28 protein-coding genes and 1 riboswitch are annotated in these 26,197 nt (G+C 36.1%); of the genes, 3 read left to right on the forward strand and 25 right to left on the reverse strand.

The genetic code is table 11. The features are described from left to right. Positions 1-235: 235 nt before the first annotated feature. Entirely contained in the window at positions 236-1,714 is a 1,479-nt protein-coding gene (locus MKY51_RS09430; protein ID WP_339171319.1) for an aldehyde dehydrogenase family protein, read from the forward strand. Between the two features lie 395 nt (positions 1,715-2,109). Continuing rightward, entirely contained in the window at positions 2,110-3,540 is a 1,431-nt protein-coding gene (locus tag MKY51_RS09435) for a carbon starvation CstA family protein (protein ID WP_339171321.1), read from the forward strand. Positions 3,541-3,681: 141 nt separating this feature from the next. On the opposite strand, the gene MKY51_RS09440 is transcribed toward MKY51_RS09435, so the two are convergent. From MKY51_RS09440 to MKY51_RS09535, 20 genes are all read right to left on the reverse strand, one after another. After that, positions 3,682-4,146 carry a YtxH domain-containing protein gene (locus MKY51_RS09440; RefSeq protein WP_339171324.1) on the reverse strand — a complete coding sequence of 155 codons (465 nt, stop codon included), beginning with the start codon at positions 4,144-4,146 and terminating at the stop codon, positions 3,682-3,684. A gap of 273 nt (positions 4,147-4,419) precedes the next feature. Next, a complete protein-coding gene (locus MKY51_RS09445) occupies positions 4,420-5,118 on the reverse strand; it encodes an HAD family hydrolase (RefSeq protein ID WP_339171326.1) in 699 nt (232 codons plus the stop codon). Positions 5,119-5,260: 142 nt separating this feature from the next. Next, positions 5,261-5,674 carry a hypothetical protein gene (locus tag MKY51_RS09450; protein WP_339171329.1) on the reverse strand — a complete coding sequence of 138 codons (414 nt, stop codon included), beginning with the start codon at positions 5,672-5,674 and terminating at the stop codon, positions 5,261-5,263. 199 nt (positions 5,675-5,873) lie between these two features. Next, entirely contained in the window at positions 5,874-6,077 is a 204-nt protein-coding gene (locus MKY51_RS09455; protein WP_339171332.1) for a hypothetical protein, read from the reverse strand. A gap of 746 nt (positions 6,078-6,823) precedes the next feature. After that, complete coding sequence (locus MKY51_RS09460) at positions 6,824-7,084, reverse strand: alpha/beta-type small acid-soluble spore protein (RefSeq protein WP_339171334.1); 261 nt, start codon at positions 7,082-7,084, stop codon at positions 6,824-6,826. A gap of 101 nt (positions 7,085-7,185) precedes the next feature. Beyond that, positions 7,186-7,479, reverse strand: coding sequence for a hypothetical protein (locus MKY51_RS09465; protein WP_339171336.1), 294 nt, complete (start codon positions 7,477-7,479; stop codon positions 7,186-7,188). Further along, positions 7,461-8,447 (reverse strand): anti sigma factor C-terminal domain-containing protein, encoded by a 987-nt coding sequence (locus tag MKY51_RS09470; protein ID WP_339171337.1) that lies wholly within the window; start codon positions 8,445-8,447, stop codon positions 7,461-7,463. Before MKY51_RS09470 ends, MKY51_RS09465 begins: the two co-directional genes overlap by 19 nt. Next, entirely contained in the window at positions 8,447-8,926 is a 480-nt protein-coding gene (locus MKY51_RS09475; protein ID WP_339171339.1) for a sigma-70 family RNA polymerase sigma factor, read from the reverse strand. The genes MKY51_RS09470 and MKY51_RS09475 overlap by 1 nt, the downstream gene beginning before the upstream one ends. Before the next feature lie 230 nt (positions 8,927-9,156). Beyond that, a complete protein-coding gene (locus MKY51_RS09480) occupies positions 9,157-10,455 on the reverse strand; it encodes an AMP-binding protein (RefSeq protein ID WP_339171341.1) in 1,299 nt (432 codons plus the stop codon). Between the two features lie 222 nt (positions 10,456-10,677). Then, on the reverse strand, positions 10,678-11,274 hold the full coding sequence (locus tag MKY51_RS09485; RefSeq protein WP_339171342.1) for a CAP domain-containing protein: 597 nt from the start codon (positions 11,272-11,274) through the stop codon (positions 10,678-10,680). A gap of 490 nt (positions 11,275-11,764) precedes the next feature. Continuing rightward, positions 11,765-13,258 (reverse strand): glycerol kinase GlpK, encoded by a 1,494-nt coding sequence (glpK, locus tag MKY51_RS09490; protein ID WP_339171343.1) that lies wholly within the window; start codon positions 13,256-13,258, stop codon positions 11,765-11,767. Positions 13,259-13,286: 28 nt separating this feature from the next. Continuing rightward, positions 13,287-14,084, reverse strand: coding sequence for an MIP/aquaporin family protein (locus MKY51_RS09495; protein WP_339171345.1), 798 nt, complete (start codon positions 14,082-14,084; stop codon positions 13,287-13,289). A 171-nt stretch (positions 14,085-14,255) separates the two neighbouring features. Next, complete coding sequence (locus MKY51_RS09500) at positions 14,256-14,822, reverse strand: glycerol-3-phosphate responsive antiterminator (RefSeq protein ID WP_339171346.1); 567 nt, start codon at positions 14,820-14,822, stop codon at positions 14,256-14,258. Between the two features lie 113 nt (positions 14,823-14,935). Beyond that, on the reverse strand, positions 14,936-16,579 hold the full coding sequence (locus MKY51_RS09505) for a glycerol-3-phosphate dehydrogenase/oxidase (protein ID WP_339171347.1): 1,644 nt from the start codon (positions 16,577-16,579) through the stop codon (positions 14,936-14,938). Positions 16,580-16,796: 217 nt separating this feature from the next. Further along, positions 16,797-17,000 carry a zinc ribbon domain-containing protein gene (locus MKY51_RS09510; protein WP_339171348.1) on the reverse strand — a complete coding sequence of 68 codons (204 nt, stop codon included), beginning with the start codon at positions 16,998-17,000 and terminating at the stop codon, positions 16,797-16,799. Positions 17,001-17,115: 115 nt separating this feature from the next. Continuing rightward, a complete protein-coding gene (locus tag MKY51_RS09515) occupies positions 17,116-17,496 on the reverse strand; it encodes a DUF4279 domain-containing protein (protein WP_339171349.1) in 381 nt (126 codons plus the stop codon). A 100-nt stretch (positions 17,497-17,596) separates the two neighbouring features. After that, the gene (locus tag MKY51_RS09520; protein ID WP_339171350.1) at positions 17,597-18,076 is read right to left on the reverse strand and encodes an NUDIX domain-containing protein; all 480 of its coding nucleotides are present in this window, start codon (positions 18,074-18,076) and stop codon (positions 17,597-17,599) included. A 24-nt stretch (positions 18,077-18,100) separates the two neighbouring features. Then, a complete protein-coding gene (locus MKY51_RS09525; RefSeq protein WP_339171352.1) occupies positions 18,101-18,661 on the reverse strand; it encodes an NUDIX hydrolase in 561 nt (186 codons plus the stop codon). Positions 18,662-18,846: 185 nt separating this feature from the next. Further along, positions 18,847-20,142 carry an NCS2 family permease gene (locus MKY51_RS09530; protein ID WP_339171353.1) on the reverse strand — a complete coding sequence of 432 codons (1,296 nt, stop codon included), beginning with the start codon at positions 20,140-20,142 and terminating at the stop codon, positions 18,847-18,849. A 110-nt stretch (positions 20,143-20,252) separates the two neighbouring features. Continuing rightward, positions 20,253-20,352, reverse strand: a riboswitch (purine riboswitch). A gap of 112 nt (positions 20,353-20,464) precedes the next feature. After that, positions 20,465-21,169, reverse strand: coding sequence for a CPBP family intramembrane glutamic endopeptidase (locus MKY51_RS09535; protein WP_339171356.1), 705 nt, complete (start codon positions 21,167-21,169; stop codon positions 20,465-20,467). Between the two features lie 87 nt (positions 21,170-21,256). Between MKY51_RS09535 and MKY51_RS09540 the strand changes: the two genes are divergently transcribed. Beyond that, positions 21,257-21,994, forward strand: a complete 738-nt coding sequence (locus tag MKY51_RS09540) for a MerR family transcriptional regulator (protein WP_339171359.1) — start codon at positions 21,257-21,259, stop codon at positions 21,992-21,994. Between the two features lie 71 nt (positions 21,995-22,065). Here the strand turns inward: MKY51_RS09540 and MKY51_RS09545 are convergent, their stop codons facing one another. From MKY51_RS09545 to MKY51_RS09565, 5 genes are all read right to left on the reverse strand, one after another. After that, entirely contained in the window at positions 22,066-23,088 is a 1,023-nt protein-coding gene (locus MKY51_RS09545; RefSeq protein ID WP_339171362.1) for an LCP family protein, read from the reverse strand. Next, positions 23,078-23,605 carry a sigma-70 family RNA polymerase sigma factor gene (locus MKY51_RS09550; protein WP_339171363.1) on the reverse strand — a complete coding sequence of 176 codons (528 nt, stop codon included), beginning with the start codon at positions 23,603-23,605 and terminating at the stop codon, positions 23,078-23,080. Before MKY51_RS09550 ends, MKY51_RS09545 begins: the two co-directional genes overlap by 11 nt. A 169-nt stretch (positions 23,606-23,774) precedes the next feature. Further along, complete coding sequence (locus MKY51_RS09555; RefSeq protein ID WP_339171365.1) at positions 23,775-24,464, reverse strand: polysaccharide deacetylase family protein; 690 nt, start codon at positions 24,462-24,464, stop codon at positions 23,775-23,777. A gap of 46 nt (positions 24,465-24,510) precedes the next feature. Next, entirely contained in the window at positions 24,511-24,936 is a 426-nt protein-coding gene (locus MKY51_RS09560) for a DUF4181 domain-containing protein (protein WP_339171369.1), read from the reverse strand. A gap of 50 nt (positions 24,937-24,986) precedes the next feature. Continuing rightward, positions 24,987-26,126 (reverse strand): collagenase, encoded by a 1,140-nt coding sequence (locus MKY51_RS09565; RefSeq protein ID WP_339171372.1) that lies wholly within the window; start codon positions 26,124-26,126, stop codon positions 24,987-24,989. Between the last annotated feature and the right edge of the window lie 71 nt (positions 26,127-26,197).

Consider the following 26,197-nt stretch of genomic DNA (forward strand, 5'->3'; position numbering starts at 1 on the left):
AAGAGCTTCAAAACGGGAATAATTTAAGCATTCCTAAAAACTACCTTTGTATAAAAAGAATGCGTGCGGAGAAGAATAAAGCTCATTGAATGCTTTCTTGTAAGTTTTTGATACAGACTACCGGTATCGATATTAATTATATCGATTTTTAGCATGAGCATCTTTCTTGAAGAAACATTTAAATAGGAATAATATAGGAATTGAAAGTTATTCTCACTATTCGGAGGGGTTTAATATGAATAAAGCACCAATTACAGTTAACGCTATTATTAATGGCGAAAAAATACAAACAGATAAAAAAATTACGCGTGAAAATCCAACACACCCTGATCAAATTGTTGGATACGCTCCAAATAATACGAGAGAGGAAACAATTCAGGCAATTGATGCAGCATACGAAGCCTTTAAAACTTGGGCTTGGAGTGATGTTGAAGATCGTATCGCAAGAATGCAACGTGCCATTCAGAAGTTAAAATATGCAACGCCTGAAATTGCTGAGTTATTATCACGCGAACATGGGAAAGCGTTATATGATGCTCAAGGGGAAATCGCTGTTTCTCTTATGTGGATGGAATTCGCAGTAGAAAACGTGAAAAAAGTGACAGCTCCTGAGGATCGCAAACATGAAACAGGTCGAACAATCATTACTCATGACCCAATCGGTGTTGTATCTGCGATTACACCTTGGAACTACCCGATTTCCCTTTCCACAATTAAAATTGCTCCTGCTTTGTTAACAGGTAATACGATGGTATTAAAACCAAGTCCATTCGCGCCTTTAGCGGTAAGTCGTGTAGCCGAAATTATTGCTGACGAATTCCCTGCAGGTGTACTGAACTTAGTTAATGGTGATGCAGAAGTTGGAATTGAACTTACATCCAACCCGAAAGTTGCCAAAATCGCTTTCACAGGTGGGACAAATACGGCTAAACATATTATGAAAGCCGCATCTGAAACGATTAAAAAAATGACCCTGGAACTTGGCGGTAATGATGCAGCAATCGTATTAAATGATTTTGATGTTAACGATGAACGTGCCTTACGAAGAATGGTTATTGCCAACTTCCTCACAGCTGGTCAAATTTGTATGATTGCAAAACGTGTCTATGTCCACCGTTCAATCTATGATGCGTTTGTTGAAAAATATATTGAAGCCGCAAACAAATGGATTAAAGTAGGTGACCCATTCAATCCAGATGTTACAGTTGGTCCAGTAAATAATAAAAACCAAGTAGAATATGTAAAAAGTTTAGTGGAAGATGCCAAAAATAAAGGGGCAAAAATCATTCCATTAGGAACAATTCTAAACCCTGAATTAATGGATAACGGCTACTTCTTACAACCAACACTTGTGTTAGGTGCAGATGTACATGACCGTGTCGTAGTAGAGGAACAGTTTGGTCCTACTGTACCAATCCTTCCATATGATGATGAAGAACAAGTGATTCAATTACACAATGAGAGCATTTACGGTCTAACAAGTTCCGTTTGGGGAGAAGAAGAACATGCTATAAAAGTGGCTCGTCGCATTGAAGCAGGTACAACGATGATTAACACTGCCGCAATTCAAGGGCTGGATGTTCGGTTCCCATTTGGCGGAGTTAAACAATCAGGCGTAGGTCGTGAATACGGATTAGATGGTATCAAATCTTATACAGAAACTCATGTCATCAACCTGCCAAACGACTTAGAATTACCTTATATTCCTGAATAAAAGCTATTTCTAATAGAAAGAGCATTAACCTTCATCGGGTTAATGCTCTTGTTTTTGTCTAATTACTTATCTGTGACCTGTGCTTTCAGGATCTGAAATACAGCCATTTTCAAAAAAGGTATTTGTGAATTTTCCATTATCACTGGAAACTTTAATAGTTAATTTCCATTTTTATCAATTTATTATGAGCATCTATCAATCTCCATTCAAAATTATTTGATTTTTATTATATTTTTATATAACAGTTTTCACTACATAAAGTGTGTTTATCTATATTTTATTTGCATATTTACACTTTCATTCGATACTTATACTGAATTTTCTAAAAATTTAGTTTACAAACGTAGTCTTCCCTTACTATAATTTGAGTTATCAGAAATATTGGAGGAAGATATATGTACACACTTCTTGGTTCTATCACTCTATTAATAGTAGGATATATCGTCTATGGAAAGTTTATTGAAAAGGTGTTTATTGTTAATGATGCAACGCCGACCCCAGCTTATACAAAAGCTGATAATTTAGATTATATGCCCATGCCTGCCTGGAAGGGATGGATGATTCAATTATTAAATATCGCAGGGCTTGGACCTATTTACGGTGCCATTGCAGGTGCACTGTATGGACCCGTTGCAATGATTTGGATTGTATTTGGTTGTATTTTTGCCGGTGGCGTTCATGACTATTTTGCAGGGATGTTATCATTACGTCATGGAGGCGCACAATTCCCAGCACTTGTTCAACGTTATTTAGGTAAAGTAATGCGTGTCTTCACTGATATCGTTTCAGTAGTATTAATGGTTCTAGTAGCAGCTGCCTTTACTGCAGGACCTGCTGCAGTTCTTTCGTCAAAATTAGGAATTACATTTATGACAGCACTTATTGCGATTTTCATCTACTTCTTATTAGCAGCAATTTTACCGATCAACCAAATTATCGGGCGTATTTATCCAGTATTTGGTGCCGTATTAATCATTATGGCCGGTGCGGTGTTAATATCACTAGTCACTTCAGGTATTGCGATTCCTGAAGTATCTTTAACTAATATGCATCCGAATGATTTACCGGTTTGGCCATTATTAATGATCACGATTTCCTGTGGTGCAATCTCTGGCTTCCACTCTACACAAAGCCCGATAATTTCAAGAACAATCAAGAAAGAATCGGGAGGTCGTAAAGTCTTCTACGGTGCCATGATTGGTGAAGGTGTCATTGCATTAATCTGGTGTGCGGCTGGTATGAGTTTCTATGGCGGTACAGAAGGATTATTACCAAAAATATCCGAAATTGGTGCAGGTGGTGTAGTAGACGAAATTTCAATTGCATTACTTGGTACATTTGGTAGTATTTTAGCAATATTAGGGATTGTAATTTTACCAATTACAACAGGTGATACTTCATTACGTTCAGCACGAATGATTGTGTTAGACTTTTTAGGCTCTCGTTTTTCAAAAAATAGCACAACACCAATTTTAGCAACAGTTGCAGTTGCAGCACCCGCATTTTTCCTATCAACAATTGATTATCAATTTTTATGGCGTTATGTAGGGATGACGAATCAAATGGTTGCAACAGTTATGCTTTGGGTTGCAACATCATATTTATTGAAATCAGGCAAGTTCCACTGGATTGCAGGTTTACCAGCCTTATTCATGACCTCTGTAGTATTTGTCTACTTAATGGTAGCGCCAGAAGGATTTGCGCTTGCTTATGAAACAGGTGTTGTCATTGGTTTAAGCTTTACAGTCCTAGTTTCTTTCATTTATATTTATCAAATCTTTAAGCATAAAGCTTTTACAAATCCGGTATTTTTAACAGAAAAGTAAGGGATTCAGACTTTTGTTAACTATAAAATCTCGCATTTTTAGGAATTCTAAAAATGCGAGATTTTTGTTTTGAGTATGCTTTCGATTTTGAATTTAAAATCTAAATTAACTTTACGTTAATCATTTAAAATTTCACGGAAGCTAAGCACCTTGGCTTTGCCCATAACCGCTACCCTTCACTTCATCACCGGCTTCTTTTACTTTCCCGCCGATATCTTTTAAATCCGTTGTGGCATCTTTCGCATGGGAAAGAATTTCACTTGACTCTTCCGTTACCATAGTAACTGGTTGAATAATGTTATTGTTTACTTTTTCATAAAGGTTTTGAGCATCGCTTATCGCTTCTTTTAATACAGACGAAGCGGATTTCAGTCGCTCTTGCAAGTCATCCTTTACTTCTGAAGGATTGTTTTTGACTTGGCTGTACATATCCATTGTTGAATCCTTCATATTTTTTGTTGTCTCAGTAACTTTATTTCTAGTAGTTGAGTCAAGCATTGAAAGCGCACCACCGATAACTGCCCCGATTACCATTCCTCTTAAAAGCTTACCATTATTATCATTTTCTGTTGTTGTCGATAAATTATTATACGAAGTTTGTGTCATAATGAATGCTCCTTTTTGTTTGAATTTGTTAACTTATACCTTAGTTGCCCGATATTTTTTTCATTTAAACATTTTCAAAACCAGGATATTCTAAGATTTATAAACTATATGAGAATATATCTTCCATAAGGCACCTTAACTCGATCGTTCATATTTATCGTTTTCACTAGTATGCAACCACAACAGAAAAGGCACATTTCTTTTTATAAAATGTGCCTAATTTCTATAGTATTCACGCTCTGTTAGTATTATTGATTTACTTTGTACAAACCCTTATTTGAGCAAGCTATATGTATTGCAATTTTTGTTACTGCTTAAATTCTTTAATAGCTGAGGAAGTTCTAAATAATCATCAATTATTGCATCAGCTTTTACATCAGTCCATTGATCATCTTTTTTCCAAATACTAGCCATCCCTACATTTTGAGCAGCTTTCACATCATTATCAGGATGGTCTCCAATAAATAGACTCTCTGATGGTTCGACATTTAATTTTTCTAATGCGTTTATAAAGATTTGGGGATCAGGTTTCTTGATCCCTTCCCATTCGGATACTAAAATTACATCAAAATAACTTACAATATTCAAAGCTTTAATGTTGTCCATTTGGAACTGACCATATCCATTTGTAATCATACCTAAAGCGATTTTATTATTTTTCAACTCCTCCAGCATTTTATGAATATGAGGAAATCCTATACAATGGTGTTTGAAATTATCCAAATAATCTTCGAGAAGTTCTTCCCAAGTTACTGAACATATATTAAACTCCTCAATAAGTTGTTGGTACACTTTATCTTTCCAAACATATCCATGATTATCAAGTTCAATAAATCGTGAAACATACTGCTCTTTTGGAATATGAGAAAGTATCTTATTCAGTCTTTCATATTGGTGGTTAATAAAAAAATCTACTGACTTATCGCGATTCAGTAACGTTCCATCTAAATCAAATAATACAGCTTTAAACATGTTGAACTCCTCCAGTGATTATTAACTAATGTTATCCACTATATAACTCTATAATTGAATAAAGCACTTATCTTTTTACGAAAAGTGCATGATTGCGGAAATCTAATTCTGTGTATCAAGCTACTAGTTGAGAGCCTATTTCTCATGTAGCATTAATGAAAAACCTTCCTTTTGCAGCTTTAATCTCAAAGAAATATTTTTCACCATTCTTAAGCCCTTCTAATTTCGCACTTTTTCCAGGTGTTATCTGAAATTCATTTACTACTATTTCTCCATTTATATCTTTTACCCTCATGAGTATATTACCTGCACTGTTTGCGTCATTCGTAACTTCCTTTCTCCAAAAAATGCTATTATAGGTCATGTCTTTTTGGGCGTTAAAACTTATACGTTCCCACTCTTCCATTCCATCTGACGAATCCACAATAGCTGTAACCATTGGAAAAAATATTTGATTGACGGAACCTACATTTTGAATAACTAAACTACAAGTAATTACTACTACTGTTAATGCAAATGCAATAATAGAAAATAATAAACTTTTCTTCAATTTCATCTCGTACCCCCATACATACTTTCATCTCTTTTATTTCAATAAAGTATGGTCTAACTCCTTCTAAACTGTTCATTGGTAATAGCAATCTATATAACCGCTCAATTGTTAACTAAAATAAATGTTCGATAACTAGTTTATCTAAAAAAAGCACAATTCTTTTTTCAAGAATTGTGCCGGTTATGTAATTTAAACTTATGTATTAACGAGTAGTACCTCGCCATTTTTGTAAATGCCCTTCTACTGAATGAGTGCTATTAACAAGTTCCAATACTTCTGAACTCATTATTAATTCTTTTGCTTCCACTACTTTTTGTTCGGACATGGGTACTTCTACTTTGTGATTATTTTTCTTTTCTACTATCATTGCTTTGATTGTGTGTGCTTCTACACTGTTTACATTCATGTGACGTTAGTTCCTCTCGATTACTATCATTTTCTTAATATTCCTACTTTTAAATTATAGTCCCCTAACACGACTTTTGTCTCAGCTATTTCTGTGTATATTTTCTCGCTTATGTAACTCATCCACCAATCAGTTAGGTTATATATACTACTAATAGAATTTATATTACCAAATTTTGTGTAATATTTTAATTCGAAATAAGTGATATAAACCGGTATTTGGCAGAACATAATTCCCCCTCCTATAGACCACCCATTTCATTTCAGTTATTCAACAGTATAAATATAATCACTTTGGTAAAAGCTTATCTAAAGTTGGAGAGATTAAGAAGAACGTATACAAGGAGAGCTTGCTATTCAAGCGATGAGTAACTATGAAAAACTTGTTCAAAATCAAACATATGTTGTTGGTTATTTTATTATTAAATCTAATTGATGGCATTTGTACGGCTTGGGGGCTCAGTAACGAATGGATTGAAGAAGCGAACCCACTGATGAGTTCGTTTTCACCCTTAACAATCCTTGGAATAAAAGTCACTTTATCTGGTGCCATTTTGTTACTGTGGAAATCAAATTTCCCAACAAGATTAACGAATGTGTGGCGAGTAGTTCTTACTTTCGTCATGTTCTTATATACTGGGATTTTTGTTATGCACATAACCTGGATTTCAATGTTGTAGTATGTCTTCTAAAAAAAGAAAAGTGCTGCAAACCCTTAATACTAAGGAATTTGCAGCACTCTTTAATTTATTGTTCTTTCTTTAAACTTTCTTGTGCCATTTTAATAAGTTCCTTAACCATGCTGCCGCCAATTTTCCCGCCTACTTTTCCAGCTTCAAAAGAAGTTAGTTCGCCGTTATATCCTTCATTTAGAGAGATGCCTAATTCCTTAGCTACCTCTAGCGCTGTTACTTCAGGATTGCTAGAACCGGTTACTTTCGCTTTTAATAAATCTAGCTCTTGTTTAGCTTCAGGTACAAGAATTTTATTTCTATTTTTCTTTGCCATTTGATTGCTCCTTTTAAACTACCATAGGCAATTAAAAGCAAAAAATACTAGCAGATAATGTTAATCGCTTTTTAATTAGTATTCACACTTACAGATGCAAATTAAGGGAAGGGAACGATTGTCCAACCCAGTACGAAGATTGTCATTACAAATACTCCAATAAAGATACTAATACCTAATCCCCACAATCCTAATGATCTGCTTTTTTTGTTTATTAAAGAAATAACTCCTAAAACCGAAGAAATGAATACCCATGAACTGAATTTATTTTCTATTTGTAAATTGTATCCTGAGAGCAAAGAGATATTTAGAATTGCCAAGCAAACGAGACCTATGACAACACTCAACCATCCCATACCTTGTATAAGCGTGCTTTTTAATGAACCCAATTCCATAATTTCACCTCTCCTACTTTAAGAAAGCGAACCATATCCAATTTTTTGAGTGATTCGATTTCGTTTTTTGGTCCGGTAACAACAACTCCATAGGTTTTAAACCCATTGTTCTCAAGGTAATGAATACGTTCTTTTAATTCAAGACCTTTATGAGGTGATAATTTTACAGCTAAATCTTCAAAAGGCAGTAAGTCCTTCATCATTTTCAAAAATGTTTCCTCATGTGAAGGGGAATCTCGAAAAGGCGACCAATAGGATTGATCTGGTTGAACAGGATACCCGATTGGTGAAATAAGGTCCCCATTAGAACTTAGCATTTTATCTTCCGTCCCTGTATAAATGGCTGCCCATGTTACATGTACATTTTCCATTGCATTTTCAACTTCTTTTACTTCATATAGGTCATTTAACGAAATATACGCTTCGACAACCGTTTCCTCCGGCAATCCAGATAAAACTTCCGACTCGTTATAAAAATTGAAATCTACGAGAAACTGACTTGGGTGAGCAATCCATTGATTAGTTTCTGTTGGATTTTTAGGATATAATTTTTCTAATTTAGAATCTGTCTCTTTACTCACTAAGTCATCAAGTACAAAATGTAAATCATAGTTTTTTGCTGGATAAAAATCATCACCAATTTGTTTATATTGTTCAAATGACAAATCCATTGAGAAGAGTGAAAAATCCATATCAAACTCCATCTCCTCTAAAGTTGTATTGGGTTCAGTGATATAAAGAGTCTTACTAGCGACGTCCATTAAAGTTGTCGATTTTGTTCCAAACGCATAATAGCCAAAGGTCAACATATAGCAGATAGGTACAATTAAAAGAACAAGAGTTATAGTTGAGAGAATTAACTTCCATTTAGAAGAACTAATAGCCCTATTCACCTTTTTCTTGCCTATGTTTGTTTGTTTAATTCCTTCCCTCTTTGCTTTTTCTAACAATTTATCATATGAATCCATTATGAACCCTCCCTGGATAACATCTCACGTATCTTCTTCCTTCCACGAACTAAATGACTCTTTAAGGTATTTAACTTTATATCTAAAATCGTTGCAGCTTGCTCATACGTACAATCATGTACATCACATAATAAGATCGCTTGTTTTTCTATCGGCTTTATATCCTCTAAATAACGCAATAACTCTATGTAGGCATCATTTTCTACTATAATATTCTCCGGAGTATTTAAATCTACTTGTGAGAACTCATTGGTCAAAATAGTGCGCTTTCCTTTTCTAAAATGATCAATGTATGTGTAATAGCCTACTTTAAATAACCAAGGTTTTATTTCCTCAATTTCATCAGTGAGCTGGACAATGTATGCCTTAGCAAAGGTTTCCTGAAGTAAGTCCTCTGCGTCGGCATGGTTTTTTGATAGAGAAAATAAATAGCGATATAAATCATTGAAATATAATGCATATACCTGCTTGAGTTCCATTACTTCCCACCTTTCACCCTATCCACGGATTAGACATTAAAAAAGTTGCAAAATAAGGGGAATTTTTTAAATAAAAGCTTATTATAAATTAAATTTAAAGGTAAAGCTGTTTATATTTGTAAATATTGTTTAAAATAAAAAATCCACCGTTTTGATGAACCGTGGATTTTCAATATTAGGGTAACCCCCTATTTTCTATATAATTTTATAAAAACGAATTCTCAAACTCCTCAATCGGACATGGTTTGCCAAAGTAAAAGCCTTGAATATATCGGCAATTTTCTCCTAGAATAAACATTTTCTCCGCCTGAGATAATCATATCCTTTTTACGGTCTACAAGTGTAATATAACCTTCGTCATCTATCGTCGCTAAATCACCAGTTAAAAGCCAACCATCTCGGAATGTTTGCGCTGTTTCTTCCGGTTTTTTATAGTATTCTTTCATTACAGATTCACCGCGCATTATGAATTCTCCAACTTCACCAGGCAATACATCTTCCATATAATCATTTACTACACGAACGTCCAGAAACGTCATCGCTTTTCCACTCGCTCCAAGCTTTGTCTTATGTTCTTCCGGCGTTAGATAAACCCCTCCTGGGCCACCTTCCGTTAAACCACAGGCATTATAGAACTGGTCAGAACCTAAATACTCTACAGCCCTTTCAATCATGCTTGGTGACATCGGTGCCGCTCCGTAAACATAACCCCGAACAGTTGATAAATCATACGAACCTTTTGGAACCATGAAAAACGCGTTGTACATCGCAGGCACACCAAAGAAAAGCGTAACTTTATGCTGTTCTATCGCCTTTAAAGATTCTATTGGATGGAAGTCACGCATCATAACAACCGTTGCACCGGCAAAGAAACAAGATGTGAGAACCATATTTAAACCTGCCGAGTGGAATGCTGGCGCTACGAGTAAATAAACATCATCATGACTTAATTTCATCATGACCGTTTGCGCACTATTCAAATTTGTGACATTACCATGTGTAAGAAGTGCCCCTTTTGGCTTGCCTGTTGTGCCTGATGTATACAAAATTTGCGCAGCATCTGCAGCAGTAATCGGTACATCGGGGTTTTCGGTTTGTGAAGTATAGATTTCTTTTATGGAGACTATTCCTTCTTCAGCGTCCCCAACACTATATATGACCGGCTTTGCAGTAATATCAGCAATGGCGTTTTTGACTAATTCTGTTTGATCGGCGTCTGTAATAATAGCGATTGAATCAGATTGCTCCACAATATAATTGAGTTCTTTAGCCGTTAGTCGGAAGTTAATAGGAACAATGACACCTCCTGCTTTCATAACGGCATACGCGCAAATGACAAACCACTGGGAATTTTTTAAAAACAGACTGACTTTATCGCCTTTTTTTAAACCTTTGTTAATGAACCCATTACTATATCGATTAATCTCATCGTTTAATTCTTTATACGTATACGTGTAATCCCCAAATACTAATGCTTTTTGATTTGGCATTCTACTTGCGTGCGATAAAATCGGTTTTATTAAATCCAAATATTCATCCTCCTAATACTATCTTTGGAATAATATATTCTACCGAAATTTATTTATAACTTATATCTCCTGTAATATATTTCGAAGGCACTCCCGATTGAAACTAATATAATCACGCAATAAAATGAAAACGAGCGCTGACTCTTTTTACAGAAGTCGCGCTCATTTTTGGATTACTTTTAAATAGAAGGTAATCAATATTTCTATGGTTTTTTATTAGTTTTATTTCTTAATAAACATTTGTGTCCAGTAGTTACCATCTTCAACATAGCCTACACCAATATGCGTAAATTTCGCATCCATAATGTTTGCTCGGTGACCTGAACTATTCATCCATGCTTCCATTACTTGCGCAGCCGATTTTTGACCTTTTGCAATATTTTCACCTGCTGCTGTATAGCTGATACCGAATTTTTTCATCATATCAAATGGTGAGCCGTATGTAGGGCTTGTATGGCTGAAGTAATTTTTGTCGTGCATATCTTGAGATTTATATTTCGCAACACGTGCTAGCTCCCAATCAATTTTAAGTGGCGTTAACCCTTGCTGTGCGCGTTCTTTATTTACTAGGCTTACTACTTGCTCTTCTACTGCTTGTTGTTCATTTTCAGAAATCGTAATTTTTTCACCGACATAGATCATATCCGGATTTTTTAATGTAGGGTTTAAAGCAATTAATTCGCTTAGTCCGATTTGATTTTTAGAGGCAATCTTCCAAAGCGTGTCCCCACTTTTTACTGTATAAGTAGCTGCAGATGCAGTAGCTGGTAGCGCAAATAGCATCATACTAAAGAACAACACGATACTTTTTTTCAACATATTAAATCAATCCTTTCTCGTTGTCTGTTACAAGCTTACTAGAGAAAAAGTGTGATTTCACTAGGGAATGAATGGCGCTTCTTTTGCAGATCCATAACAAACATTACAAATATGACAATTGTTTGCTGAAACCTAGCAATTTCAGATATGACGCATTAGCAAAGTAGAAAGAGATAATATAAGAGCTAAAGTTAGAATATTATATAAAAAAACCTACATCTTTTGATTTATTAACGTTATTTCTTACTTTAATTTTTCAGCAGTATCAATAGTGGGAGTCTGTTTCAAATTAAAACTACCGTATTAGTATTTATGAATGCTAAGGAAAAATATGTCGTACTAATAGTTGAGTTGGTGAAAATGGAAGAAATTAAGGAAGTTACAGTTAAAGCGATCATTCAATTACCAGTTGAATAGACCACACAAAAAAGCTGTATGAAAAGCTCACTCACTTTTCATACAGCTTTTATGCATTTATATTGTAAATCTACTATTTAAAAGCCTGAGCTGCCTTAACCGCTTTGCCCCAGCCTGTGTATAAAGCTTCGCGCTCTTCTTCGCCCATCTCCGGCTCAAATTTGTGATCTAAATTCCAGTAGTTTGAAATGTCTCCCAATGTCTCCCAATAGCCTACTGCTAAACCTGCCAAATATGCTGCGCCTAAAGCCGTTGTTTCATTTACAACCGGACGATCTACCGGCACATTTAACAGGTCTGACTGGAATTGCATTAAGAAGTTGTTTTTCACTGCGCCGCCGTCTACACGTAACGTGCTTAACGGAATTCCTGAATCCGCTTCCATTGCACCTAATACGTCACGCGTTTGATAAGCAAGCGACTCAAGTGTAGCACGTACGAAATGCTCTTTTTCAGTACCGCGCGTTAAGCCGAATACTGCACCACGTACATCCGAATCCCAGTAAGGCGTTCCTAGTCCAACGAATGCCGGTACAACGTATACGCCTTCAGAAGATGTTACACGTGCTGCATATGCTTCACTTTCCTCCGCTTTACGGAACATACGTAACCCGTCGCGCAGCCACTGGATAGCAGAGCCCGCTACGAAGATACTTCCTTCTAGTGCATACGTTACTTTACCGTCTAAGCCCCATGCAATTGTCGTTAATAAACCATGATCAGATTTTACCGCTTTTTCACCTGTGTTCATTAACATAAAGCAACCAGTGCCATATGTATTTTTCACCATTCCTTGCTCAAAGCAAGCTTGCCCGAATAATGCTGCTTGTTGGTCGCCCGCAATACCTGCGATTGGAATTTCCTGACCGAAAAGATTTTCTGCATCTGTATGACCGTATACTTCAGAAGAAGGACGAACTTCCGGAAGCATAGAAGCCGGAACTGTTAAAATATCAAGTAGCTCTTCATCCCATTTCAAATCATAAATATTGAACATTAAAGTTCGGGAAGCGTTTGAATAATCGGTTACATGCACTTTACCGTTCGTTAATTTCCAAATAATCCATGTATCGATCGTACCGAATAAGAGATCCCCATTTTCCGCTTTTTCACGAGCGCCTTCTACATTGTCTAAAATCCATTTTACTTTTGTTCCTGAGAAGTACGCATCAATGAGCAGCCCTGTTTTATCGCGGAACGTATCATTAAAGCCACGCGCTTTTAAATCTTCGCAAATTCCAGCTGTTTGTCTTGATTGCCAAACGATTGCGTTGTAAATAGGTTGACCTGTATGTTTATCCCATACGACTGTCGTTTCACGCTGGTTTGTAATGCCGATTCCTGCAATTTGATTAGCAAGTATATTTTTCTCTGATAATACTGCTGCAATACAAGATAGCACGGAAGACCAAATTTGTTCCGGGTTATGCTCTACCCAACCTGATTCCGGGAAATATTGTGGGAATTCTTGCTGTGCTGTATGAAAGACCGTACCATTTTTATCGAATAAAATTGCACGAGAACTAGTTGTACCTTGGTCTAGCGCCATCATAAATTTTTCTGTCATCTTCAAATCCTCCTACTCTTCTACTCTTCTACTCTTCTACTTTCGATACTGTCATTTGTGCAGCTACAAACACCGCTGCTACTACTACACTGAAAATCCAGAATAATGCTGCATCTGCTCCATTCCAGATGAAGCTGAAGAATACTGCACCGTAAACACCACCGATAATCGGTGCAACTACAGGTACCCATGCATACCACCAAGCTGAATCTCCTTTACCTGGTATCGGTAAAATCGCGTGGGCAATACGTGGACCTAAGTCACGAGCCGGGTTAATCGCATAACCTGTTGGACCACCCAATGCCATACCAATGACAACAATTAAAATACCAACTAAAAATGGATTTAGTCCTGATGTTATTTCGTTTGTACCTAACGCTAAAATCCCTAATACTAATGCGAATGTGCCGACCATCTCAGCAATCATGTTCGATGGAATATGTTTTACTGCTGGAGTTGTTGAGAATACGCCAAGTTTTGCCCCTTTGTCTTTTGTGCCTTTCCAATGCGGTAAATAAACAAAGTACACTAACACAGCACCTAAAAACGCTCCAAGTAATTGCGCGACGATAAACAATGGTACATCTGCCCATGCAAAGTTTCCGATTGTTGCTAGAGCAATTGTTAATGCCGGGTTTAAGTGCGCTCCGCTAATGCCTCCTACTGCATAAGCTGCCATCGCTACGGCAAAGCCCCATGCAAAAGTGATTACAACCCAACCGCCACCTTCACCTTTTGACTTGTGCAATGAAACACCTGCTACTACGCCGCCACCGAATAATATTAGCAGCATCGTGCCGACTAACTCGGCTGTAAATGTTGACATTCCATAACCTCCTTAGCTCATGTATATTCCGTTAATAAAATACTTAGAAGAGAAAAAAAGTCCGCAAGTAACAATTGTTTTACGAATTCACGTAAAACAATGTACATGCGGACTCCTTTACTCAACCACGTATTTATCGACTTAGTAATCATAATAGTTTGAAATTATCCATTAGTCAACAACTTTTTGAAAACGTTTCCACAATTCTTTGTTTGACGTAGTAATGGCAATTGCACCTGCATCAAATGCCTGCTTAATTTGCTCGTCCGTCCGAATTAGACCACCAGTAATAACGGGTATGCCTGTTTGCGTATAGACTTCGTTAATCATTTCCGGGATAACACCCGGGAGCAATTCAATAAAATCCGGTGACGTTTGCTCCAGCAGTGAATAGCTTTTTTCAAGTGCAATCGTATCGATTAAAAAGACACGCTGAATCGCTAAAATACCGCGGGATTTCGCTTTTAAAATCATATTGGAACGTGTAGAAATAATGCCTGCCGGACGTATATCGTTACACAAGTAATCCGCAGCAAAATTATCCGTCTTCAAGCCGTGAATTAGATCCGCATGAATAATTAATTTTTTTCCATGGCGTTCAGCTTCCTGTTTAAGCGAGCGTAGATGGCTTAAATGCACTTCAAGCAATACGATATATTCAAATTCACTTTTTACTACTTTATCAAACTGTTTGATCGTTCGGGCAGCAGGAATAATTTTCTGATCATTAAACGGCATAACATCCTCCTAAATAAAGAAATCTGTTTATATTAATATGGCTCATCGAGTGCGTTAATTCAAATCTCCCACGCCTTCGATGAGCCAAAATTATATCACGATATTATTTTACATTATTTCGCTGTTGTTGCACGTGTAATTTCAATGTTCAACTGTTCTGTAAACTCCGATAATTGAGCATCTGTCCAATTTAACTGCTGAGCCATATGTGCAATGACTGCATCTTTATATGCCAATACCGAGGCAATATTAAAGAACATATTCCCCGTACGGCGCACAAAGAAATCGACAGGTGTCGTCACAAGCTCATGCTCAATACCATATTGTAGCTGAGCAAATAAAGCTTTCGGCATCGTGTCGTTTGCATTCGCCACATAGCTAAATACTTTTTCAACATTCGAGCCGTAGTGCTGAGCCAAGTGAGCTGCATCTTCTTTCGTTAAGCCCGCTTTCACACCTAACTCAGTCTTTTTCGAAATATATGTTTGGATATGTTTTGAACCGCCTACTTCACCGCCTGATATCGGGATGTTTTTAGTAACACAAGGCTTGCTCTCTATACCGAATTCTGCTTTTAAACTTGCTGAGATTTTATTTACAACAGCTTCCGCCATTTTACGATAGCCTGTTAATTTACCACCTGCGATTGTAACGAGGCCTGAAGCCGATTCCCAAACTTCATCATGACGGGAAATTTCAGATGGCCCTTTTCCTTCTTCATGAATTAACGGACGTACGCCAGCCCAGCTTGACTCAATATCCGCATCCGTTACTTTTACATTCGGGAACATATAGTGGATGGCGTTCATGATGTAATCGCGATCGGATTGTTCGATATCCATATTGCGCGGATCCCCTTCATAAAATGTATCTGTCGTACCAACATACGTTTTACCGTTACGCGGAATCGCAAATACCATTCGGCCATCCGGTGTATCAAAATAAACCGCCTGTTTTAACGGGAATTTCGATTCATCAAATACGATGTGAACACCTTTTGATAAAATTAAATGCTTACCGCTTGTTTTGCCTTCAATGCTACGTACATCATCAACCCATGGACCCGCTGCGTTCACGACTTTCTTCGCATGAATTTGAATTGTTTCATCTGTTAGTAAATCAGTTGCTTCAATGCCAATAATTTTTTTTGCATCATTATATAAAAAGCCTGAAGCTTTCGTGTAGTTCGCTAAAACGGCACCTTTTTCAATCGCGGTTTTTGCAACTTCGATCGTTAAGCGTGCATCATCAGTACGATATTCAACATAAACACCGCCACCTAATAAATCGGCTTGTTTAACCAATGGCTCTTTTTCTAAAGTTTGCGCACTATTTAGCATGTAGCGGCGTTCTGATTTTTTTACCCCAGCCAGGAAATCGTACACACGTAATCCAACAGATGTAGAGAATTTACCGAATGTACCACCCTTATGGAACGGTAATAGCATCCATACAGGTGTTGTTACGTGTGGACCATTTTCATACACGATCGCACGCTCTTTACCTAACTCGGCTACTTCTTTAATTTCAAATTGTTTTAAATAGCGTAAACCGCCGTGGACTAATTTTGTTGAGCGGCTCGATGTACCTGCCGCAAAATCCTGCATTTCCACTAATGCGACCGACAAACCGCGCGTAATGGCATCAAGTGCGATTCCCACACCTGTAATACCGCCTCCGATAACTAAAACGTCATATTCTTTGCTTTGTAAATCATTCATGATGACTGAACGTTGTAATGATGAAGCTGTTGACATAATGTTTCCTCCTTATTGTAGACAAAAAAAGAGAGACCTTAAAGCACCACACAAATATCGCTTTGTGCGTTCTTTAAGGTCTCTCTTTAACTCAAACCGGTCTATTAACTTGACCTTATCTTAACGCCACAGAAGAAAAAATGCAAGACATTTACATGATTAGTTCTGATTTAGATCATTTAGACTACGGTAAGTTGTTAAATAGCAGTTTTGTTTTTTAACCAAAAAACAGGTCCAAAATATTTGATGCTGAAGACGACTTTTTATTATAGAACTCAGAATATCCACAGTTATTGCAGTAAACGACAATAAACTGATTGTGTTGAACATCAAACATTTTCGATAACCCCGTACCAGTCATCGCCACTTCCTTCTTGCTCGCATCCTTACTTCCACATTTTAAACAGCCTTTTTCAGACATATATATTCCCCTCTCCAACTAAACGATTTGTTATAGTTTATACGGAATCGGGGACAAAAAAGTTTCAGTAATTAGGAGTAAGCAACAATAATTAGAAACCCATTAAAACACCTTTCTAATCGGCAAAATTATAAATATCGAATTCAAATTCTCCATTTACCCGATTGGCGAATTCAATTGCTTTATTATTCATAACAAGCCTTCGTGTAGGCTCACGATTAAAACAAACAACCGTAACTAATTTACATTTCAGATTGTAGGTATCTACATATTTTTTAATAATATCTATTGAGTTATATAGTATATTTACTATGGTGTGAATTTGTTCCTCAGGGTAGTTAGTCATTTTGTAATCGAGCCCGTACTCCCATGCCGTTTCAAATCTTATATGTTTTGTTTTACCTCGAATAACTTCCTCACCTTTTTTGTATGCTTCTGTTGGAATGATTCCTATTTCTCTCGTGAATTCTTCCAAAGGAAAATCCTCGCCAAACAAAGTGAAGTAGGCTCTCGTTTCAGTATAATAATCAGCTATTAGATAACCCCTCCATTTTATTATTTTATATATTTCTGAGAATATTTTATCAAACTGACATTCACTTCAAATATAGTTTCTCCAGGCTGTAATCCTCAATCAATTCAATATTTCTTTTATTATCAATATAGTTCTTTATTTGATTTTTGATATTTGGAATGAGCAAGATTGAATCCAATTGTTCTATAGGAATCCATTTCACCGCCGTTTGATTTGGATCTGGATTTTCGGGTAATTTCGGGACCGATTGATTCTTTAATGTACATTCAAATATAAGATGAAGTCCATGTTTCCCATTTTCATCATAATCACCCGATTGCTTATGCGGTGGAAATTCATAAATCAATGCTAACGGACCAACCTCAACTTCTGCCGTAGTTTCTTCAAGCACTTCTCTTGCGACACCCTCCATTATTGTTTCACCGGGTTCAAGTCCCCCGCCCGGTAAATTATAATGGATCCCGTTGTCATCATACTCGACTAAAAGTACCGAATTATTTTCGATGATCAATGCTGTACATCGTATTCTTACATGAGACATTTCCTTACCTCTTTTCCTATATTCTTAGAGACTTAATTGTTTTTCAATAAGGTACATTTTGGCCATTGTGTAGGCATGTGCTGTAAACAGTTGTGTATTTATTTGCTTCGACTTTATCAGTCTATCCAGATCATTAAAATCAAATAAATTAATTGTAAGCTCTTCCGTATCATCTAAATCTTGTTCAAATTTCTTAAAAGCATCAAGGAACAGAAAAGTAATTACTTTGTTATTTTGTGTAGCGGGGTTAACCATGAATTCTCCTAGAAGTATAGGCTTGCTATCTGAAATAAAGCCGGTCTCTTCCTTTACTTCTCTGATTATTGCTTCCTCATATGTTTCGTTTTCTTCAATTTTTCCAGCTGGGACTTCAAGGTAAAATTCATTGCCAGCATAACGATACTGTTCAACAAGGACCACCTTGTTTTCCTTTGTTAATACGACAGCGTTTACCCAATCTGAATATTCATTTACATAATAATCATCAATCACCATACCATTAGGAAGCTTGCATTCATCTTTTCGAATATTACCGAAAGGACTTTTATGTATATACTCAGTTTTTACAGTTTTCCATTTATCCATAATTGCCTCCATGAATTCATTCCACAATTTAGGGTATTAAATTAAGATTTTTATATACTTCACCTTATAATAATACCATAATTAACCAATTTACTTCATCATAAAAAACGAGCATGATCCTTGTAGCAGGTTCATGCTCGAAAATTAGATACTATGTCTTTAATTACATTAATTTTGTAGCCCATTTATACAATAAATGCAAAGTATAAAAGGAATAACAGGCAAAGCACATACATGATCGGGTGGACTTCTTTAGCGCGCTTTTGTGCGATAAGACAAATCGGATACAGCACAAAACCTAACCCAATTCCGATAACGACACTGGAAGTCAGCGGCATCATAATAATCGTTAAAAATGCCGGAATGACAATTTCTAACTTTGTCCAGTTAATTCGACGGATTTCCATCGCCATCAATGCACCGACAATAATTAATGCAGCAGATGTTACTTCCACAGAAATAACGCTAACAAGTGGTGAGAAGAATAATGCGATGACGAAACATGCTGCAATAACGACTGATGTAAAGCCGGTTTTACCTCCAACTGCAATACCCGCAGAAGATTCAACGCTTGTTGCAGGTGTTGATGTACCTAATACCGCTCCAATTACACCGGCAGCTGAATCGGCAAGTAACCCTTTTCCGATATTCGGAATTTTATTGTCTTTCATCATGCCTGCTTGGCTTGTCAGTCCAATTAATGCACCTGCTGTGTCAAAGAAAGCGACAATCAGGAATGTGAAGATGACTGTCAGGATTTCCGCTGTAAAAATTTCATCTAAATGACCAAACACAACACCAAATGTCGGTTCAAGGCTTGGGATACTACCAATGATTGAAGAAGGTACTTCGATCTTACCGAACAGCATCCCGATAATTGTAGTAATAACCATTGCGTAGAAAATACCGCCGTTAATGCCTTTAACTAGCATAATGATTGTAAGGAAAATACCTAGGATCGCTAATAGCGTCATCGGTGATGTTAAATCACCAATCGCTACAAATGTATCCGGATTACCAACGATAATGCCACCGTTTTTTAATCCGACAAATGTGATGAAAAATCCAATCCCTGAAGCAATCGCGAACTTTAAATCACTCGGAATAATGTTAATAATTTTTTCACGGATTTTAAATAAACTTAAAATCAGGAAGATGATGCCGGCAACAAATACGCCTGTTAAAGTAACTTGCCAATCAATTCCCATTCCAATACAAACGGTAAAAGTAAAGAATGAGTTTAATCCCATACTTGGTGCAATAGCGATCGGGAAGTTCGCAAGGATACCCATTAACAATGTACCGATAATTGCAGTAAGCGCAGTTGCAGTAAATACAGCTCCGTGATCCATGCCGGATTGACTTAGAATAATAGGGTTGACGATTAAGATATAGGCAATTGATAAGAATGTCGTAATCCCAGCAAGTGTTTCGGTTTTATACGAAGTACCCCGTTCTGCAAATTTGAAAAAGTTTTTCATGTTGTACTCTCCTAGTTGCTATTTCGATAGCAATTAATTTATTATCCTAGAATAAAAAAAGCTTTGACCAATATAGGCCAAAGCTTCTCTACAAAATGGAATAAAAATAAAATTTATTTCCCATTCCTTGTAGTCAGCTATTATCGGTAGCTGGTAGAAACTTTCAAGCCATCTTCTTGAATTTATACAAGGTATATTTAGATTTTCTAAAAACAATAGTAGAATAATATCAACTTAAATTTAAACCGTCAATAGAATCAATAACAATATTTTTTTGTTTTAAAAATATATAAATATTCAAAAAAGAGCAAAAAATCAGTACTCATCCCAAACTTGTCAGTAAAACCATAATTCCATTCGTAATACCATGAATCAGCACAGATGGCCATATCGAATTCGTACGCTCATATGCAAGTGCAAAAATAATTCCACTAAAAAAATTTACTGGCATGACATTATAAGCAGGGATATGTACAATTGTAAAAATTGTTGAGCTGATTACAATTGCTCCATAAAACCCGATACGAGTACGTAGCCAACGATATAAAAAGCCACGGTAAAAAAGTTCTTCATAAAACGGGGATATTACAGCAGCAGAAACAAAAGCAATAAAAACAGTAAGAAACGTTAAATTTTGCTGTAATGATTCCGTTTTGCTATTCTCCCAAGTGTTCCCTATAAAACTAGTCAGTATGACAATAATCACCGCGCCAACGAGTAAAATGACAGAATACCCAATGATAATTTTCCAATCACTTATGTTAAAACGCTTTATTCCAATCTCACTCCAAGAAAGTGCTTGTGGACGGAGCGCAACTATATAAACTCCTGTTATTAAAATTATCGCTATCGTTAACCCCATTAATGTTCCTGCATATAAATCATTATTCAGCCATTGAGAATATATCGGGGAAATAACCCCCTTCAAAAAGCCAATGACGAAAATAAACTCCAACAACAATAATAAAATAAATTCTTTGCCCCGCCAAGGATCCTTTAGCTTCCAACTGTTTTCATTGTTTCCCATCCCTTTACCCTCTTCCTTTAAATGGTATAATTCCACTATATTGGATTACGTAACGTAACCTGCAAGCTTTTTTAAGGGGGAATTGACATGAAACGATGGACAACAGGTGAAGTGAGTAAACAACGGAATATATCTATGCGAACACTTCGCTATTACGATCAGATTGATTTCCTTACACCCAGCTTTAAAGATGAGCATGGAAAACGATATTATTCCGAAAAAGACTTATTCAAATTAGAGAAAATTATTATTTTAAAATCTCTTTCTCTTCCTTTAGAGGAAATCAGAATTTTGTTGGATAAGTTAACATATAAACAAATACTTATTTCACATTACAACCATTTGCAAGAACAGTTATCAAAACTTCAAACGAGTATAGCAAACACGACATCATTAATTAACATGATAGACATGAAACATGATTTATCTTGGGAACATGTTTCGAAACTTGTTCATCGCTCACAAAGCAATACAAAAAATTGGATCGATTATTTTCAATATAACGAAAAGGTTCTTTTGCAAAAAATAATCCCTAGCCTAAGTCATAATGATGTAATAACACACCAGTATATTGTGTTGTTAAATGAAATTGAAACCTATATAGAGCAAGGTATTCAGGCAGAGTCGAAGCAAGGTATTGAAATTGGCAGGAAGCTAATTGAGTTAACAGATGTGACGTTTCAAGGGGACGATCATTTAATAGAAAAGTTCTGGGAAGTAAGAAAAATGCCCGATGAAGAAACCGGTCTATATCCGATTTCCAAAGATGTATTGGAGTTTGTCGAACAGTGTATTGATTACGCGACAGCTAATCCGTTTGAATAATTCTTTGTGGACGGCACTATCAATCACATAGAAAGGCTCGATTCCACTTGTTAAAATCGAGCCTCTAATTATTATTTAAAGGTAGTTAACTCTTTCGTTACTGCATTTAAGAACTCCTCATCTAACCTGTAAATGTGTTGGCCTTCCGTATTATTTATTGTAATTGCATCATCGATCATTCCGCCGCTTAAAGATATTTGTTGGAAAGCTCTAATATCCTTATCTAACAACTGCATATCGCTTAATGAATTTGCAAATGATACTTTCAACTTATTTGGTGAGGTTTCATTTTCCGCTTTATCTATTACTGCTTCCATCAGCTTTAAAAGATTCCCTTCATCAAGGTTGTTCGGTTCTGTAGCAGCCATCATTAATGCTACGACTTCTTCTCCATTTAATTGATTGGCGCCTTTTTTAAATTCTATTGTCCTTTGAGTTATCCCTCTTACTGTCATATCATCCTGCAAATGATACTCTACTCCGCCAATAGAATCCATGAGCGAAGAAAAACTCCTCAGTTCAATCACTGCATGGTGATCAATCGGTATATCAAAAAGATTAGAGACAATTGTTCTCACATTTTTAGCTCCCCCGAATTTATACGCAAATAACAGTTTGTCGTTTAATGTAGTCGCTTCATCTTGTTCAGCGACAGGTACATATGTATCAGAAGGAATCGATACTACTTTCACTATTTTTTTGTCTGTACTGTATGAAAGTAAAAGGTTGAGGTAAATTCGATCCTCCATTTTTTCAGACTTAACCGTAATTAATGTCGTTAACACTTTTGCCTCTTCTGTTTCTGTAGTGCCTGCAACAGTGGGATTTCTTTCTTTATTTAAACTAACGCTACTTGTTTCTTTGGTAATATTCCCAGGAAGCATTGACGGAAGGAATAAAAATAAACATAAGCCTACAATGAAAAAAGCAGATGTAAGCGGGATCGCTTTTCTTAGTGGAATTACATATTTTTTGGGGATATTATTTTTCTGTGAGTTATGGATTCTTTTGAATACTTCATTCCGGTCCTCTTTAGTAAATTTCAATTCTTGATCTAAAATGTTAGCTTCCCTTCTGAATCGTTTATCTCCCATTAAATTCCGCCTCCTTTATCATTGGCTCTAACCGTTGCTTCGCTCTTCTTAATCTAGTTTTCACCGTATTGACAGAGATATTCAAAACACCGGCAATTTCTTCTGTGTTTAATGAATTATAGTAGTAAAGATAAACAACTTCCCGATAGATTTTAGGAAGAGATAGAATGATATCTTTAATTTCTTCATCTTTATATTTATCAATTACGGTTTTTTCTATTGATGGTAGTACAGCCTTGGTTGTTTCATTAATAAAACTTTTAACCTGTACCATTTTATAGTGCCAACTTTTCAAATAATCTTTGCATTCATTGATGGTTATACGATAAAGCCATGTTTTGATTTGCGCCTCAAATCGATAGGATTCCAGGTTGTTATAACATTTTATAAATGTATTTTGAACAAGGTCCTTCGCAACTTCTTTATCTCTCACATAGGAAAATGCAAGCCGCACCAGCTCAGTCCCATATTCAATCATTATTTTTTCTAGTAAATAATCCTTTTCTTCACTGTCCAATGTACTGCCCCCCTTACTAATCATTATCAATTCTGCTATTAGACGATTGCCAATGCTATATAGGTTCAAATTTCTAAAAATACTTCGTTATACAATTATAAAAACCTGTACCGTAGATTATCGAGTAATCAAAGATACAGGTTTTATAAAATACTGTGCTATCAAGAGATCATAGCGCCTGAAGTTCATCCACTGTTACAAACCGATAACCTTCATTCGTAAGTTCTTTTAAAATCGTTTCAACAACTTGTAATGTCTCGCCGGTTTGATCATACATTGGATGCAGTAAAATAATCGAGCCCGGTTCAATGTTCTCCATTACATAACTGATTTTTTCATTTACACTTGTATAATACGTTTCCGGATCCAACGACCACATGATGGTTTCCTTATTATGTTTGTTTAAATAATAAGGCAGGCCAATGAATTTTTTGCCGTAAGGTGGGCGAAAATCAATCTCCTCGGTGTACCCAATGCTTCTGATCAGCTCATCCGTTTTTTCTATTTCCTTTTTAATAAAAGAAGGCGATTTTAATACCATTCTTTTATGGGAATACGTGTGATTCCCAATTTGATGCCCTGCATCGAATAATTTTTTTGCTTCTTCAGGATGCTTTTCGATTTCATTACCGATAAGGAAAAATGTAGCTTTCGCATTGTATTCATCCAGCAAAGACAAAAGCTGATCCATATTCTTCGTCGGCCCGTCATCAAAAGTTAAAGCGATAACCTTTTCCTCTGTTTCCGCGTGGTAGGTCAACGCACCAAATAATTGAAAGGTTCTCAGTTTCGTAACTTGGAACAGCCCTGCACATATAAGAGCGATTAATATAATCCCCATTATTAACTTCTTTTTCATGAGTGGTTCCTTACTTAATAAGCTTTAAGCGAAAAAGTATACGTATTTACTCCCATGCCAGCAAGCCAAAAAAATCTGTCGAAAACATTGCGATTAAAAATAGCGAGATGACTACTAATTGTACAGATGTAAAAATATAATCATTTTTGTTTGCAGCATATCTTTTCTCCATAACAATCCTGACCAGTTCAGTTACAAAAATTAATCCAAACAAAAGGATATATGGTTGCAAAAACCAAATGTGCTTTGAAGGATCTTCACTGACGTTAAAGAAAAAACCAACTAGCATAACGACTATAAAAGTAATTCTAATAGTCCAATCCATTTTTTTATGTTTTTTATTTACAAAGTGATTGGAGAAAAACTCTTTCTTCTCCACGTTTAGCCATTTTCTTAAAAACTTATTCATAATAAATAGTACAAGTCCAAAGATGGACAATATTAAAATTAGACTAGTAAAAAAATTTCCCATGATTAATTACCCCACATTCTTGCCGACTAGATAGTTTTATTCAAACTCAACTATAGCTCTTCTGATGTAAGTATCTTTTCAGCCTCCCTTTCATATAACTCCAGATCATAATGATAGGCTTTTCCAAAATAACGACCTTTTTCAATCAGTTTGGCAGCTATTGAATGTTCGCCTGCTTCTTGAAATTGTACCGCAAAATATAAATAATCATTGGGGTTAAACAATAGTTGGTCAAGTGAATCCAAATACGTTTTCGCCAAACTTATTTCATTTAACTCAATTGCAGCGGAAACGAGGTATGGCAAAATAAATGGAGAATATGGGTTAATGCTCGCTTGATTAGCCAATAGTTGTTCACCCGTTTCGAGTACCTTTTCCGGCTCTGAAAGTTGATCGGCCAATAGATCGATTTTATTTTTATTTAAGCGAAAGTTATCATGGTACTCGGCATAGTTTTCATCCGTTACTTCTTCAAAAGCTGCTGTAAAATCACCCGACGTCTTATAAGCGGAGATAATTTGAGTTATGACATCTTCATCATATGATTCAATTAAATCAAAAATGGCATAAAAGCCTTGAAGGTAGATTGTATTGACATTCCCACTGTTAATTTCATGTAATTTATCAAATGGGAAAGTATTGAAGTAATATGTATAAAAAGTTGGCAAAGCCTGTTCGATTTTAAACGAAAAGTATTCCGCTATTCCCTCGGTGAACCATGCAGGTATTTCCTGAATCGAAATGCCATTCTCGCTTAAGTATAAATCAAATAAAAAATGACTATATTCATGGACAGCTGTATACGATGAAAACTGCGCATTTTCCCCATTTATGAAGATTATCCCCATATTATCTATATATACTCCAGTGTTTGCCCCCATCTTTTCGTGACCTTTATATCCAGGTAGTGTAACGAAAATAGGCAACGAATTATGTGTCTTAAAGTCCATTTTAAAAATGTCTTGTGCCAACTGTTTTGTCGGTTCTATCCGGTCAAGAACGGCTTCTGTATCAAACAAAACTTCCTGTGCCCTATAAATTGTTATATCACCGTCTTTTGTTTTTGCATAATCCTCATCAAATTTAAAAAATTGTTCAAAAGCTACTTGCTGGTTGAAGTAGATATAACTGCTAGCACCTAATGCAACAATTAAGAGCAATATGGCTACGACTGTTTTACTTTTTTTCATGCACTCACTCCAGTTACTTCTTAATGTAGACCTTATTGGAAGTATTTTTATTCATTCGTTCAACTCCTTAA

Source organism: Solibacillus sp. FSL R5-0691 (assembly GCF_037974225.1).
GTDB lineage: Bacteria > Bacillota > Bacilli > Bacillales_A > Planococcaceae > Solibacillus.